14 protein-coding genes and 1 tRNA gene are annotated in these 13,997 nt (G+C 36.6%); 8 read left to right on the plus strand and 7 right to left on the minus strand.

Annotation, left to right across the window (positions count from 1 at the left end; all coding sequences use genetic code 11):
- The first annotated feature begins 154 nt into the window (after positions 1 to 154).
- Positions 155 to 448, plus strand: coding sequence for a hypothetical protein (locus CC92_RS0107060; protein ID WP_029503619.1), 294 nt, complete (start codon positions 155 to 157; stop codon positions 446 to 448).
- Between the two features lie 201 nt (positions 449 to 649).
- Here the strand turns inward: CC92_RS0107060 and CC92_RS0107065 are convergent.
- Both CC92_RS0107065 and CC92_RS0107070 read right to left on the minus strand, forming a co-directional pair.
- Positions 650 to 721 (minus strand) — tRNA-Gly (locus CC92_RS0107065).
- A 107-nt stretch (positions 722 to 828) separates the two neighbouring features.
- A complete protein-coding gene (locus tag CC92_RS0107070) occupies positions 829 to 1,545 on the minus strand; it encodes a Crp/Fnr family transcriptional regulator (protein WP_081841898.1) in 717 nt (238 codons plus the stop codon).
- Between the two features lie 526 nt (positions 1,546 to 2,071).
- Between CC92_RS0107070 and CC92_RS0107075 the strand changes: the two genes are divergently transcribed.
- A complete protein-coding gene (locus CC92_RS0107075; protein ID WP_029503616.1) occupies positions 2,072 to 2,797 on the plus strand; it encodes an ATP-binding protein in 726 nt (241 codons plus the stop codon).
- 125 nt (positions 2,798 to 2,922) lie between these two features.
- Here the strand turns inward: CC92_RS0107075 and CC92_RS22485 are convergent, their stop codons facing one another.
- Positions 2,923 to 3,087, minus strand: a complete 165-nt coding sequence (locus CC92_RS22485) for a hypothetical protein (RefSeq protein ID WP_155998390.1) — start codon at positions 3,085 to 3,087, stop codon at positions 2,923 to 2,925.
- An 820-nt stretch (positions 3,088 to 3,907) separates the two neighbouring features.
- Between CC92_RS22485 and CC92_RS0107085 the strand changes: the two genes are divergently transcribed.
- The 5 genes from CC92_RS0107085 to CC92_RS0107105 all read left to right on the plus strand — a co-directional run bounded on the left by CC92_RS0107085 (position 3,908) and on the right by CC92_RS0107105 (position 7,944).
- Entirely contained in the window at positions 3,908 to 4,360 is a 453-nt protein-coding gene (locus tag CC92_RS0107085) for a GNAT family N-acetyltransferase (protein WP_242841393.1), read from the plus strand.
- 171 nt (positions 4,361 to 4,531) lie between these two features.
- On the plus strand, positions 4,532 to 5,329 hold the full coding sequence (gene proC, locus CC92_RS0107090) for a pyrroline-5-carboxylate reductase (protein ID WP_029503613.1): 798 nt from the start codon (positions 4,532 to 4,534) through the stop codon (positions 5,327 to 5,329).
- An 86-nt stretch (positions 5,330 to 5,415) separates the two neighbouring features.
- Complete coding sequence (locus CC92_RS0107095; protein WP_029503612.1) at positions 5,416 to 6,159, plus strand: MerR family transcriptional regulator; 744 nt, start codon at positions 5,416 to 5,418, stop codon at positions 6,157 to 6,159.
- Positions 6,160 to 6,482: 323 nt separating this feature from the next.
- A complete protein-coding gene (locus tag CC92_RS0107100; RefSeq protein WP_029503611.1) occupies positions 6,483 to 7,214 on the plus strand; it encodes an ABC transporter ATP-binding protein in 732 nt (243 codons plus the stop codon).
- Positions 7,201 to 7,944: an ABC transporter permease gene (locus CC92_RS0107105; protein WP_029503610.1), complete on the plus strand. Its 744-nt coding sequence runs from the start codon at positions 7,201 to 7,203 to the stop codon at positions 7,942 to 7,944. The genes CC92_RS0107100 and CC92_RS0107105 overlap by 14 nt, the downstream gene beginning before the upstream one ends.
- A gap of 156 nt (positions 7,945 to 8,100) precedes the next feature.
- Here CC92_RS0107105 and CC92_RS0107110 read toward each other — a convergent pair whose 3' ends face one another.
- The 4 genes from CC92_RS0107110 to CC92_RS0107125 all read right to left on the minus strand — a co-directional run bounded on the left by CC92_RS0107110 (position 8,101) and on the right by CC92_RS0107125 (position 12,959).
- Positions 8,101 to 8,859 (minus strand): SAM-dependent methyltransferase, encoded by a 759-nt coding sequence (locus CC92_RS0107110; protein ID WP_031420255.1) that lies wholly within the window; start codon positions 8,857 to 8,859, stop codon positions 8,101 to 8,103.
- A 308-nt stretch (positions 8,860 to 9,167) separates the two neighbouring features.
- Complete coding sequence (locus CC92_RS0107115; RefSeq protein WP_029503608.1) at positions 9,168 to 9,608, minus strand: RbsD/FucU family protein; 441 nt, start codon at positions 9,606 to 9,608, stop codon at positions 9,168 to 9,170.
- 84 nt (positions 9,609 to 9,692) lie between these two features.
- The gene (locus CC92_RS0107120) at positions 9,693 to 11,162 is read right to left on the minus strand and encodes a rhamnulokinase (protein WP_029503607.1); all 1,470 of its coding nucleotides are present in this window, start codon (positions 11,160 to 11,162) and stop codon (positions 9,693 to 9,695) included.
- Between the two features lie 3 nt (positions 11,163 to 11,165).
- Positions 11,166 to 12,959: an L-fucose isomerase gene (locus tag CC92_RS0107125; RefSeq protein WP_029503606.1), complete on the minus strand. Its 1,794-nt coding sequence runs from the start codon at positions 12,957 to 12,959 to the stop codon at positions 11,166 to 11,168.
- Between the two features lie 122 nt (positions 12,960 to 13,081).
- On the opposite strand from CC92_RS0107125, the gene CC92_RS0107130 reads away from it, so the two are divergent.
- Positions 13,082 to 13,933, plus strand: a complete 852-nt coding sequence (locus CC92_RS0107130; protein ID WP_029503604.1) for an AraC family transcriptional regulator — start codon at positions 13,082 to 13,084, stop codon at positions 13,931 to 13,933.
- The last annotated feature ends 64 nt before the right edge of the window (positions 13,934 to 13,997 follow it).

The raw sequence follows: 13,997 nt of genomic DNA on the forward strand, positions 1-13,997 counted from the left end.
TGCCACATTTAAGCTTTCACGAAAAGAATTTAATACATGAAAACTATCTTAAATGCAGTCTTTCAGATTGCATTGGATAAGGAACTTCTATCGGTAAATCCACTACTTAACGCACATACGGATGTTAAATTCCACTCTATTCAGAAGAAAAAGGATGGTTCCAGACTATATCTTGAAAAAGAAAAGAAACCCCCTTGAAGAATTTCTTTATCAGAAAGGGACTATAGAAGCCTATACGATTCTGATGGACTTCCAAATCGGTGAGGTGAAAAAGTTTTCACCTGACAGTAAGTACTTGTTTACACAGTCAAACGGTAAAAGAATGACGAGCAGAAGCTTCAACTATTGGCTTGAGAAGTATTGCAGAGAAGCCGAAGTACCGTTTACGATCAGTCATTGTATCCAAAGAACCTTTTACAGCAGATTGTATGCAGAAGCATGCCGTTAGAGGAAACCAGAGTGTATATGGGGCATGAAGATACTGAAACTACAAAAGCTATATCTACAATTACAATGAAATCGAAAAGAATCGTGCCTATATGGACAAAACATTATAGCGGTTCGAGTACGTAAAAGGATGTTGCACACATTATTTTAAGAAAAAAAAACAGGAAAGCTCCTTTACTAGCTTTCCTGCCCTTTTCAATTAAGCACGAGACGGGATTCGAACCCGCGACCCTCGCCTTGGCAAGGCGATACTCCACCACTGAGCCACTCGTGCATTTCATATTCTATTCATTCGCCGTTTGCCGAATGCAAGATATATGATACTATAGGATTATGTTTTTGTCAATGCTCTTTTATAACTTTTTTATTACCACTTTATGGTTATTTTAATTGCTCTTTTAACAGTCTAAAATCACTTCGATGATAATCAATTAATCCTTCTTCCTTTAACTTACTTAACTCATTTGACATGGCACTTCGGTCTACACATAAATAGTCCGCTAGCTCCTGGCGATTAAAAGGTACTGAAAAAATCTTACTATTGCTCTTAGCCGCTTGTTCGGATAAATAAGATAATAATTTATCTCTTGTTGAACGTTTTGTCATATGTTCCATCTTCTGAGTTAGTAATACATTTTTCACCGCAAGAATCTTCATCATATTTTGAATGAGACTAGTATGAAAATAACAGGAACTAGAGCATGTAGTTACAATACGACGATAATCAAGAAACATTACCGTACAGTCTGTAATCGCTACTACCTGAAATGGTAACCTCTGTGATTCTGCACAAGCAAACGCCTCGGCAAACATATCGCCAACCTCAAGATTTGATAAAATATTTCGATTTCCCATAATATCTTCACGTATGATCTGTCCTCTGCCAGATAATATAATTCCAAGGTGAGAAATCACCTCTCCTGCTCTTAATATTGTCTCATTTTTTAAAAATGTTTTCTTTTTTGCTTGAAGGCATGCAAACATACTTCCAATATCTTTCTGATCAATCCCTTGAAATAATGATATCTTACTAAGTAAACCAATATTTGATCCTAAATCCATTGGAATTATACCGCTTATACTATCTTTTTGTTTCATCCTATGCCAAACCCCTTCCTACAGTTTACTGTTGATTATGAAAATATCTTTCAGTACTAAATTATCCTAATTATTTGAGATTGTTCGTATATAGAATTTTATGACAACAATTCATTGCATTTACAATATGTTTGTTTACAATTGCAATATAATTGATATTATCATTTATTAATAGCATTAATCCTGTGATTAGTATTTACAATTTGATTTATGTTATTTGCAATTTGATTTATGGTTTTATAGTTTCATTAATGACTTCTCTATCTTCAAGTTCGTACTCAACGATTCCCTTATACTATTACAGGCTTGCGATATAACTTGATTACGTTATTACAATCTTACAAGTTAATATAACAAGATTACCATAATGCATTTTTCAATAATGTAAGAATACAGTATTACATTAATACTAATCGATTATTGTTGTTTTTACAACAGACTTTTTTCAAATGATATCATAAACTATATCCATAACACGATTGATTTGAAATGACATTATTTATATTATATATTTTGGAGGGGTATTATGATAAGAACAATTATAAAAATTGATGAAGAGGCTTGTAACGGCTGTGGACTATGTGCAAGTGCCTGCAAAGAAGGTGCTATTGTTATGGTAAATGGTAAAGCTAAATTATTACGTGATGATTATTGCGATGGTCTTGGAAACTGTCTACCAGTGTGTCCGACTGGAGCGATTACCTTTGAAGAAAGAGATACCGTTGCCTTTGATGAAGAAGCGGTAATGAAACACATGGCTAATCTATCCGTGAATAAACAACAAGAGCATGATGTAGCAAAGGAAGCAAAGCCTTGTAGTTGCCTTTCCAGTGCGGCAAAGGTCTTAGCTCCCCATACAATGATGAACCATAACGTTGAAATAGAAAGTAATCTACGTCAATGGCCAGTCCAAATAAAATTAGTTCCTGTAAATGCACCTTACTTTGAACAAGCAAATCTATTAATTGCAGCGGATTGCACCGCTTATGCTTATGGAAATTTCCATAACCATTTTATGAAAAACCGCATCACTTTGATAGGATGTCCGAAGCTTGATGAGGTGGATTATACCGAAAAACTTACTGCAATACTTGTAAATAATAATATCAAGAGTGTTCATGTGGTACGTATGGAAGTCCCTTGTTGTAGAGGTATTGAGATGGCTGTAAAACAAGCCTTAAAGATGAGTGGAAAGTTTATTCCATGGCAAATAACTGTAATTGGAACCGACGGTTCTATCTTAGAGGATTAACCTTACAATGAATATTTATTTATTCAATTATTACGCACACTTTACTATCATTTTCTCTTTTAATACCAAAAAGCAAGCTGTTATCAATTTCATTTTCCTTGATAACAGCTTGCTTTTTTGTCGTATTATTTTGATTGCCCTCTTACTCCTAAGGAGCTTTTATTAATCACTTGATTATTTCGTCCTTTACTATTATTATTCTTTCCATTATTGGCTCCTGTAAAGGAACTGGAGTTCTTTGACTTAAATATCTGGCTTAAATCCACGTTACTTTTATTCTTATTTCCCATACCCATACCTCCTAATTTAACCATTAGATATTTTATATAAATTTCCACTCGTTACTACTCAGTGTCTTATAATCATTCTAACCGATAACGAATCTTATCAACTACATAAATTCAACAATTATAAACATCCTTTCGTGGAAATTTACTTACTCTTATTAAAAAAAAAGCAAAGAGCTACATCCATTCTAGGCATTGCATGCATCCTTTGATTGTTGATGCCATATCTACCCAGACATGATACTTCGCCGCACTTTCCTAGGTTTCGTACGCATCCCTCGGAAATTACATATTTAAAGTAACTGTGGTACACTTTATTATATATAAAAAAGCATCTCTGATATTTTCAGAAATGCTATCGTCCCTCTTACATTCACATAAACATTCTTTGTTAAGAATGACTTATCGTAAAATGATATCCACTTGTGAACAACAAACATTCTGAATTGATATGCGTATGATATTTACCATGTTGTTCACCCCTTTCGAGAAAGATGCCATTTTTTTCTACTATACTCTTTTCATTTTTTTATGTCAAGTGTTTCTTCTTCCTTATTATATAGTGGAGATATTGGAGGATGGGATCTCTATCACAACTTAATTCTGACCGATTAACTATAGATAACTACGCAATATACTCGCTTTAGGAAATACCTGTAGAGCATAGCAACTTATTAATGACCCATTATTTTTTATGCTATTTTTTTGACGACTAATATATTGATTTCAAGTAATCATATAATGTATAATGTTGCTATATATTTGGTTGGAAATTGTTTACGATTGCATAACAGAATAGGCGGTGATAGCTCTTTTGATTGAAATGAAAGTTTATAACATCGAATTACAACAAGATATTGACCAGTTTTTTGAAAAATGTTTTACTGATTTAAGGTGGAGTTATGAGCCAAATGGGCGACACTCAGATATTGCTAATATACAAAATAGTTATATGTCAAACGGTTGCTTCTGGTGTATTTATGATGATAGCCGGCTCATTGGCACAGTTGCTGTTAGAGCAATTGATACAAAGAATGAAATCGCGGAATTAAAAAGGCTTTATGTTTTAAAAGAAGAACAAGGAAATGGTTATGGAAGTATGCTTTTTAAAACGGCTTTAAATTATGCAAGAGAAAGCAAATTTCATAAAATTTGTGCCGATACAAGATATGATAGAGATGCCTCTCAACACTTAATGCGTAAGCATGGTTTTGATGAAGTTTCCAAATATAATGACAATCAATTTGCTGAGTTGTTTTTTGAGTTAAAATTATAAGGATAAACAATAAGGTTATGTAAGTTAGGTTGGTATACGGTTTTTCATTGAAGCAAAGGCGGGAAACGAACTCCCTCATTAATTATTACATTCCACTAAACTGTGGTATAATAATAAACAAAATTCACTACCTGAAACGATAGAACAATAGTAATCTTAGGAGGACAGAGCATGAAACTCGGATTTATTGGCTGTGGCAATATGGCAACAGCTATGATTAGTGGCATGATACAAAATCATATCGTAGAGGCAACGGATATTATTGCATCGGATGCCTCAACACAAGCACTAAAACAAGCAGAAGAAACATTAGGTATTCATACAACTTTAGATAATCTTACTGTAGCAACTAATGTAGATATTCTTTTTCTATCTGTAAAGCCTCAATTTTATGAGACTGTTATCAAAGAAATAGCACAAGATATCAAGAAAAGTACGATTATAGTCACCATTGCAGCTGGACAAAGTTTAAAAAAGGTGGAGTCTTTCTTTGAACGTACCTTAAAATTAATCCGTACTATGCCAAACACTCCAGCTTTAGTATCGGAAGGTATCACAGCAGTATGCCGAAACGATCAGGTGACAGAGGAAGAATTTACCCTCGTTATGAATCTTTTACGCGGTTTTGGTATCGCGGAAGAAGTACCGGAGCACCTTATGGATGCTGTTGTTGCGGTAAGTGGTAGCTCACCAGCTTACGTTTTTATATTAATCGAAGCGATGGCGGACGCTGCAGTAGCGGAAGGTATGCCAAGAGATAAAGCATATCGTTTTGCTGCTCAAGCTGTACTAGGAAGTGCAAAGATGGTTCTTGAAACTGGGAAACATCCTGGTGCTCTAAAAGATATGGTATGCTCTCCTGGGGGAACCACAATTGATGCTGTTAAAAGCTTAGAAAAAACAGGATTTCGAAGCAGTATCATGGAGGCAATGAAAGTCTGTGCTGAAAAATCTAAGAAATTATCCTAATCTTAACGTGAGATACTAAAAACCCTCCATTATACCACCAGACTTTTGTCTTATGTCATCCTATTAGTAAATGGAGGTGTTTTTAGATGAAAACTTATCGTACCACACAAGTTGCAAAATCAATTGGGATTCATCCTAATACCGTACGGCTATACGAAGAGTTGGGGTTAATCTCAAAACCAAGTCGTAGAGAAAATGGATATCGTATCTTTACCGACTTCCATATTGAGCAGCTAAAGCTTGCACGTACAGCCTTTCAAATCGAGGTTCTCCAAAATGGCTTACGTAAACTTATGATTGAAATCGTAAAAACCACCGCAAATGCTGACTTCGATAAAGCTCTTTTCTTAACCAAGGAATATCTTACGAGGATTAGACAAGAACAAAAAAATGCCGAAGAAGCAATTGATATTGTAAATCAGCTATTATCAGGTAGGAAACTTACGAACCCTGTTGCAATGAAACGAAAAGAAGTTTCTGAGTACTTACAGTTAACAATGGATACTCTTAGGAATTGGGAAATGAATGGACTGCTTACAGTGAAACGCAGGGTAAATGGTTATCGAATCTACACAGAGGAAGATATCAATCGATTAAAAATTATCCGATCACTCCGATGCGCGAACTATTCCTTAGAATCTATATTAAGGATGTTACATGCATTATCCCATAATCCAACCATCAATATTAAGGAAGTCCTTGATACCCCATCTCTAGAGAGTGATATCGTTTCGGTGTGCGATAAGCTGATAAGCTCACTAGAGTCTGCCGAAGCCAATGCTATAAAGATGAAATACCAAATTGAATTCATGAAACTTAAATTTTCATAAACCTTCCACTTTAACACCAACCTTTAGGTTGGTGTTATTCTTTTTATGAAACTTAGTGCGATTATAGCGGAGATTACTGTAGAGTGGTGCCGTGGATGACATTGGCTCAAACTTCTGTGTGAATAGGAACGCTTTTGCTCCGAAGAAAATCTTAGGCAGCGTTCTTAGATGCCTTAGAATTTCTTTTCACACTTCCAGTCATGCTGCGACTTTATTATAGGAGCAGTTAATCTAGCAAGTTTGTGCGTGGATGTCGCAGCACAAACTTATGATAAGCACTGAGTGTAACGAAACATTGAAAAGAACAAAAAGGAGGATATTGTGTGGAAATAGTTATTCATGTAAAACAGCTTTGTAAATCTTATCATAATATACCAGCTGTTGAAAACGTAAACATCGAAGTGCCTAGAGGAACCATCTTTGGATTACTTGGGGCAAACGGGGCAGGAAAAAGTACAACCATTGAATGTATCTTAGGAACAAAAAAGCCTGATAGTGGCATAGCTACGATCCTTGGTATGAACCCATTTGCAGACCGCAAGAAACTTTTTGAGCGGGTGGGTGTGCAATTTCAAGAGGCTGCTTATCAAGAAAAAATTACAGTTGCAGAACTTTGTGAAGAAATTCAATCTCTTTATCAAAATCCCACCGATTATAAAGATTTGCTAAAACAGTTTGGTCTTTTTGAGAAATCAAAAAATATGATTAGCGAACTTTCCGGTGGACAGAAACAACGATTATTCGTGATTCTTGCTCTCATTCCTAATCCAGAGGTAGTATTTCTTGACGAATTAACCACTGGCCTTGACACCAAGGCGAAACGCGATGTATGGAAATATCTTATGGCATTAAAAGAGAAGGGACTTACCATTTTCCTAACTTCCCACTCTATGGAGGAGGTTTCCATCCTTTGTGATAAAATCTGCATACTAAAAAAAGGAAACACGGTGTTTTATGGAACAGTAGAAGAAGCAATTGAATCAAGCCCCCATCAAAACCTGGAAGAAGCATATCTTTGGTATTCAGAGGAGGAATTTTATAATGAAAACATTTAAAACAATGTTAAAGACGGAACTGAGATTATCCTTACGGGGAATGGATATGGTTATCTTCGCCATCTGCATGCCTCTTGTTATCACGATAATCCTAGGAATTATATATGGAAAAAGACCTGCTTTTGAAGGTGCTAGCTATTCTTTCTTTGCACAATCTTTTGCTGCAATGCCAGCCATATCGATATGTGCTGGTGGAGTCATGGGACTCCCTTTGGTTGTTTCCGATTATCGTAGCAAAAGAATATTGAAACGATTCCAAGTAACCCCGATTAGTCCAATCATGATTTTACTAGTTCAAGTTGTGATTTATACTCTTTATTCTGTCGTTTCTTTCTTAACTACTTATATAACAGCTGCCATCTTTTTTGGTTACCAGATGAATGGTTCCTTAGGCGAATTCTTGGGAGGATATTTTTTAGTGTTAATCACTATTTTTAGCATTGGCATGATGGTCGGAGGAATTTCTCCAAATACAAAGATCGCTAGTATTATTGCCAGCCTCTTGTACTTCCCTATGTTAATCTTTTCAGGAGCAACGCTACCTTATGAAGTTATGCCAGCTGGCTTACAAAAAATAGCTGATCTTATGCCATTAACCCAAGGTATCAAGCTATTAAAAGCTGCATCACTAGGTGTAGCAGTTGATCATGTTCTATTTCCTCTTATATTTTTAGTTGTTCTTGCTATCATTTGTATTACTGTTTCTATTCGATATTTCCGTTGGGAATAATACTGAATGAAGTGGCTACTCCACTCCAACTCTAGGTCCGCAAAATATAAACTAAAGGTGAAATCACGTTATGAAGAGTTGGATACCGCACTTTACAACACTCACAGAGTGGATGTACTTCCCTCGATTCAGAGTGTCTCTCCTTTATCCTATCGATTAATATTTAGTCCCAACCACCCTACAAAAAGTAAAGTTCCCGGTATCTGCAAGGAGCATCTCAACATCCCCGCCACGCTTTAACATTCCAGCATCTTTTAATGTCTTATCCCATAATAACCAATTTTCATATCCGTTTGGCATGGTATCTGCCACCTCAACCTTTAGTTGATCCGAATGTTCCCACAATTTACGCCACCATTCTGGTGTATGGTGCGTATATAAGTAAGGTTCCCAATAAGGCTTTATTCTCTCTGGAATTTCGTCTTTAAACTCTTGCAATACCGATGGAACCACAATACCTATTTGGCCTTGTGGCTTTAGATAGGATAGGATTTCTTCCAAATACATTTCATTTGTACCAAAATAATGATAAGCATCCAGGCTCACAATTGCATCAAAAAAACCTCTGGCAAAAGGAAGTTTCATAGCATCTGCATGGATTGGAGTTACTAAATCTTCTACCTCCATCTCTTTCACACGAAGAAAGTTGTCGGTGGCATGAATCCATAGATCCGTAGCATAAACAGACACTCCGAATTCCTTCGCTAAGAATACCGAACTTAATCCTTTTCCACAACCTAAATCAAGTACTTTCATTCCTTTCTTAAACTGCATCTTTTCAGAAAGAAACTCAGTTAACCACATAGCATTAGGACCCATTTCATTTTCACTGACCCACTCTATATCGTAGGTGGAAGCACGTGGAAACTGTTCTAAGCTTAGCATCTGCTGGGCTTTTGCTATTGTTTCGTTCATAGATTCCTCCATTCATAAGACGATATAAATTATCCATAAGACAGTCTAAAGAGATAATTTATATCTAACGTCAAAGAAAAAAGCACACCAAGGCTCTGTGCCGGTGTGCTTTTCCTGCTTCATTTTTGTGAATACAAACGCGTAATAGTATCTTATATTTAATATCTTACTATACTATTATTGCTGCTGTATCACTCATTTTTTCTTATTCCGGACTTCTTATTAAGAATCATTATAATACATTTTCTTAATATGTCCACTTATTTTTACCTTTTTCTGGCGTAAATCTTGATAGTAATATTTTAATCCTAGTCTACTACAACACCTTTTTGTAGAATTATGTTAGCATATAGGGCTTTTTCCCCAGTCGCTATAATCGCATATGCTTTTTTCGCTTCTTCATAAAAAGCAAATCTTTCAACTGTACCGATTACATTTTCTCCGCGTTCCTCATACTGACGAACTATTTGCTTATATTCCTCCCAAATCGGTATTTCTACGGTATCCCCCGGAACCTTTTCCATTAATAAAACCGGTTTATCAACATAAGTATCTAAAGGAAATACTTTTAAAATTGCATGTAGGAGACTTGGTACATCATGCCCATCGCATCGAATTACAATCGCATCTTTTCCAACACTTTGTGCTGGGAAATTACCGTCGGCAAGAACAATTCGATCACTGTGTCCCATTTCGCATAAAACCTTCAATAATTCTGGTGATAATATTTTAGGTACTCCTTTTAACATAACATTCCTCCAAATAAAGTATTGTACATTAGTTACACACTTTTTTCATGAGATTGCTAACTAATATTCTAATTTCTAAAACCTTCACCTACATAAGTTTAAAAATCTTTGATATGCCTCCTCCCACTTATCTTCCTCGTGTGGCTCGTAACATATCATATCTTCTGAGTTTCTAATGCATTCTCTGGCCTTTGTTATGTCACTGATTTCTCCTAACGCAATCAATTGAAGTGCAACATTTCCATAAACTGTAGCTTCTGCTGGCCCTGCAACCACCTTCTTTTTACACGCATTTGCTGTCATCTGGCAAAGCATACGGCTTTTTGTTCCACCGCCAACCATATAGATCGTATCATAGCTTTTCTGTGTGCAATCCTCAATTTGTTCCATCACATAACGGTATTTGAGTGCCAAGCTTTCATTAATGAGGCGTACATATTCACTGGTCTCCTGTGGAACGTCTTGATTTGTCCTTTTACAATAATCCCGGATTCTCTCCGGTATATTACCAGGGGCAACAAACTCAGGTGCATCCGGATCTATAAAAGCTTTCCATGGAGCCGATTTCTGCGCTTCTTCTTCAAGTTCTGAGAAAGTATAGTTAAGTCCTTCTCTAGCCCACTGTCTTCGACTTTCTTGAATCAGCCATAGCCCAATGATATTTTTTAAAAAAGAAATCTTTCCACCATATCCGCCCTCATTAGTCATATTATATTGTTTTGACTTTTTAGAGATTATTGGCTTTAAAAGTTCTGTACCAAATAAGGACCACGTTCCACAGCTAAGGAATAAGAAATCTTCCTCTTTTGCTGGAACAGCTACCATTGCACACTGCGTATCATGACCGGCAACTGCTACCACACTAGCAGGCTTAATCATTAATTCTTCTAGAATTTCTGTTCGAATCGGAGAAAGAATTGTTCCAGGTTCTATAACATTTGTTAGAATGCCTTCTGGTAATCCAAACGACTGAATTATTTCCTTCGACCAAACCTTTTTTCTTGCATCAAGCATCTGAGTAGTAGAAGCAATCGTATATTCACTTGCTTTCACACCGGTTAGAAAATAATTTAGTAAATCAGGCATTAATAGAAGTGTTTTCGCTTGCGATAAAAATCTTTGTCTTGAATTTCTTAGAGAAAGTAATTGAAATACGGTATTAATCTCCATAAACTGATTTCCACTCAGTTCATAAAACCTTTCCTTATCGTACTGAGAAAACGCAAGTTCAAACATTCCTTCCGTTCGTTGATCCCGATAATGTACCGGGTTTTCTAACAAGTTACCGTCTTCATCTAAAAGTCCAAAATCAACACCCCAAGTATCAATTCCTACACTGTGGAAGTCAACCTGAGCTGCTTTTTGTAGACCAATTTTTATATCATGCATCAGACGCAATACGTCCCAATATAACGTCTGATTAAGCTGCACCGGTTCATTTAAAAACCGGTGCAGTTCCGCTAACTTTATTCGTTTTCCATCAAAACTTCCAAGTATCGCTCTTCCGCTAGAAGCTCCAAGATCAATGGCTAAGACATTTTTCCCTTTCTCCATGGATTAGCGATACATCGGACCATAAGCTGCGCAAGCTCTATAGTCCTGTCCTTCCTTATCCATTCCAAAAGCATTCCATGCAGCTGGGCGGAAAATCTTCTCCTCTGGGACATTATGCATCGCTACTGGAATTCTTAACATGGAACAAAGGGTAATTAAATCTGCTCCAATGTGTCCGTAACTAATCGCGCCGTGATTAGCACCCCAATTGTTCATAACATCATAAGCTGTTTTAAATGCGCCTTCCCCTGTTGTTCTTGGAGCAAACCAAGTACAAGGCCATGTATAATCTGTTCTCTTCCATAGAATATCTGACACTTCGTCTGGAAGTTTCACTGTATAACCTTCTGCAATCTGTAACATAGGACCAAGGCCTTTTACAAGATTTAATCTTATCATAGTACAAGGCATCTGCGCTGTGGTTAAAAATCTTGAAGAAAATCCGCCACCACGGAAATATCCATTATCAGCGGCATTCCATGTAGTAGCATTTAAGATAGCCTCTTGATCTTTTTCATTTACTTCATACCAAGGTTTCATCACACCATTACCAGAAGCATCTTTTGCTTCACCACAGGCATCAAGACAAGCAGCACCGGAGTTAATTAAGTGAATGATTCCACCGGATTCTTTCGCTACTCCCTCAAGGTTATAACCAGTTGCTTTCTTTACTGCCTCTGGGCTCCAGTAAGTACGAACATCGGCAAAAATTTGAGCTGTATTTGTTAATAGTTTACTAAATAGCATACCTAGACCATTTAGTACGTCATTTTCTGTTGCTAAAATATAAGGTTCTCTTGCCCCATTCCAGTCAAAAGAAGTGTTAAGTAATGCTTCTGGGAAATCACAGTTTGGATAGAAGTCAGTCCATTGACGTTGTCCTTGAAAACCTGCCGCTATCGCATTATGACCGGACATCTCCTCTTCACAGCCTTCTGGAAGATTTGCATTCCCGTTCATTAAATCCTTAATGATACACATCATTTTCACAAGAAATTCCCAGTCCTTATCTTTCTGCTCAGGTGTTTTTTGAACTTCTTTTGGATTCTTATCAAATCCTTCCTTACATTTCTCCTTCGTCCATGCAAGTGCCTTCTCATATTCTTCTTTGTCGTAGATTTCCTCTGTCATACGACGAATAATCTCTACCTCATCGACAGATTCAACACGCATTCCAAGATACTCTTCAATAAATGCTGGATCAATTATGGAACCGCCAATACCCATGCAGATAGAACCAATCTGTAGATAGGATTTACCTCTCATAGTAGCTGCTGCTACTGCGGCACGTCCGAAACGAAGTAATTTTTCTTTCACATCCTCTGAAATTTCTTGATTGTCCGCATTCTGAACATCATGACCATAGATACCAAAGGCAGGCAACCCTTTTTGAGCATGAGTTGCTAATACCGAGGCAAGATAAACTGCACCTGGACGTTCTGTGCCGTTAAATCCCCAAACACCTTTGATGGTCATTGGGTCCATATCCATTGTCTCTGCTCCATAGCACCAGCAAGGTGTTACTGTTAAAGTAATGTCTACTCCTGCTTTTTTAAATTGTTCTGCACAAGCCGCAGTCTCCCCTGCTCGTCCAATCGTAGTATCCGATATAATAACTTTTACTGGTTCTCCATTCGAATAACGTAGGTTTTCCTCAAATAATTTCGCTGCTGCTTTTGCCATTCCCATTGTCTGATCCTCTAAGGATTCTCTTACCTTAAGATATCCTCTTCTACCGTCAATGGTTGGTCTGATTCCGATAATCGGATACTCTCCTATTAGTCTGTTTTTTGCCATATGTAACTTCCTCCTTACTAGTTCTTTTTCTATTTGCTTAACCTTATTATAATATTTTACGTAAAAGTAATCTTGTGTTATAATGGCATAAAAATATAACAATATTCACAGGAAGGTTACTTATGCAAGACATCCGTTTTCACGAGTGCAGACAAAGGGGTACCGTGGATTTTCCAATAGAATACCACTATATAAATCATTCACATCCACAATATGAGATGCCTTTCCACTGGCATATCGAATATGAAATTATTCGGATTTTAGAAGGAGAGTTTAAACTAATTCTAGAAGGGAAAGAATATCTTCTTAAGAAGAATGATATTGCCTTTATTAAAGATGGTAATCTACACGGAGGTACACCAAAAGATTGTACCTATGAATGTATCGTATTTGACTTTAATATCTTACGACAGAGAAGTTTTCTAACCGATACGTTCCTTAGAAAAATAGCACACCATAAGATTAGTATTCATCCAGTACATAGTAAGTCAAGTATTACATCCCCATTAACTTCGATGTTTGATGCGATTCGCTCTGAAGGAGAAGGGTATGAGCTAACTGTCCTAGGTTCCTTATTATTATTTTTTGCAGCTCTACAGCAGGAAGAATGCTATAGTAAGTCAAAGGACTCCGAGTTAAAGACTCAAAAATCAATAGAACAATTAAAAGCTTCTTTAGAGATTATTGTAACTGATTATGCCAAACCACTTACCTTACAGGAGTTATCGAAGGCATGCGGTCTCTCTCCCAAATATTTCTGTCGTTTTTTTCAGGAGTACACCAATCGTACCCCTATCGACTATCTAAATTATTATCGTATTGAACAGGCTTGTTATCAGATTAGTCAATCAGAAGATACGTTAACCGATATTGCATTTCGTTGTGGGTTTAATGATTTTAGTTACTTTATAAAAACATTTAAAAAATACAAAGGGATTACACCAAAAAAATATCAGATGATCTGGAAAGAATAAGGTTATTGTGTAAATAAAGGGAAGCACCTCCATGCTTCCCTTTGCTCTCCAATCCTTCTTTGTT

It is taken from the genome of Lachnoclostridium phytofermentans, assembly GCF_000733755.1.
Lineage (GTDB): Bacteria > Bacillota > Clostridia > Lachnospirales > Lachnospiraceae > Lachnoclostridium > Lachnoclostridium phytofermentans_A.

Coding starts and splice junctions, on each gene's coding strand:
- CC92_RS0107115 (WP_029503608.1), bottom strand. CDS start 9,608: ATGTTAAAAGGAGTACCTAAAATATTATCACCAGAATTATTGAAGGTT.
- CC92_RS0107125 (WP_029503606.1), bottom strand. CDS start 12,959: ATGGCAAAAAACAGACTAATAGGAGAGTATCCGATTATCGGAATCAGA.
- CC92_RS0107110 (WP_031420255.1), bottom strand. CDS start 8,859: ATGAACGAAACAATAGCAAAAGCCCAGCAGATGCTAAGCTTAGAACAG.
- CC92_RS0107105 (WP_029503610.1), top strand. CDS start 7,201: ATGAAAACATTTAAAACAATGTTAAAGACGGAACTGAGATTATCCTTA.
- CC92_RS0107060 (WP_029503619.1), top strand. CDS start 155: ATGGTTCCAGACTATATCTTGAAAAAGAAAAGAAACCCCCTTGAAGAA.
- CC92_RS0107085 (WP_242841393.1), top strand. CDS start 3,908: ATGAAAGTTTATAACATCGAATTACAACAAGATATTGACCAGTTTTTT.
- proC (WP_029503613.1), top strand. CDS start 4,532: ATGAAACTCGGATTTATTGGCTGTGGCAATATGGCAACAGCTATGATT.
- CC92_RS0107095 (WP_029503612.1), top strand. CDS start 5,416: ATGAAAACTTATCGTACCACACAAGTTGCAAAATCAATTGGGATTCAT.
- CC92_RS0107120 (WP_029503607.1), bottom strand. CDS start 11,162: ATGGAGAAAGGGAAAAATGTCTTAGCCATTGATCTTGGAGCTTCTAGC.
- CC92_RS0107075 (WP_029503616.1), top strand. CDS start 2,072: ATGATAAGAACAATTATAAAAATTGATGAAGAGGCTTGTAACGGCTGT.
- CC92_RS0107130 (WP_029503604.1), top strand. CDS start 13,082: ATGCAAGACATCCGTTTTCACGAGTGCAGACAAAGGGGTACCGTGGAT.
- CC92_RS22485 (WP_155998390.1), bottom strand. CDS start 3,087: ATGGGAAATAAGAATAAAAGTAACGTGGATTTAAGCCAGATATTTAAG.
- CC92_RS0107070 (WP_081841898.1), bottom strand. CDS start 1,545: ATGAAACAAAAAGATAGTATAAGCGGTATAATTCCAATGGATTTAGGA.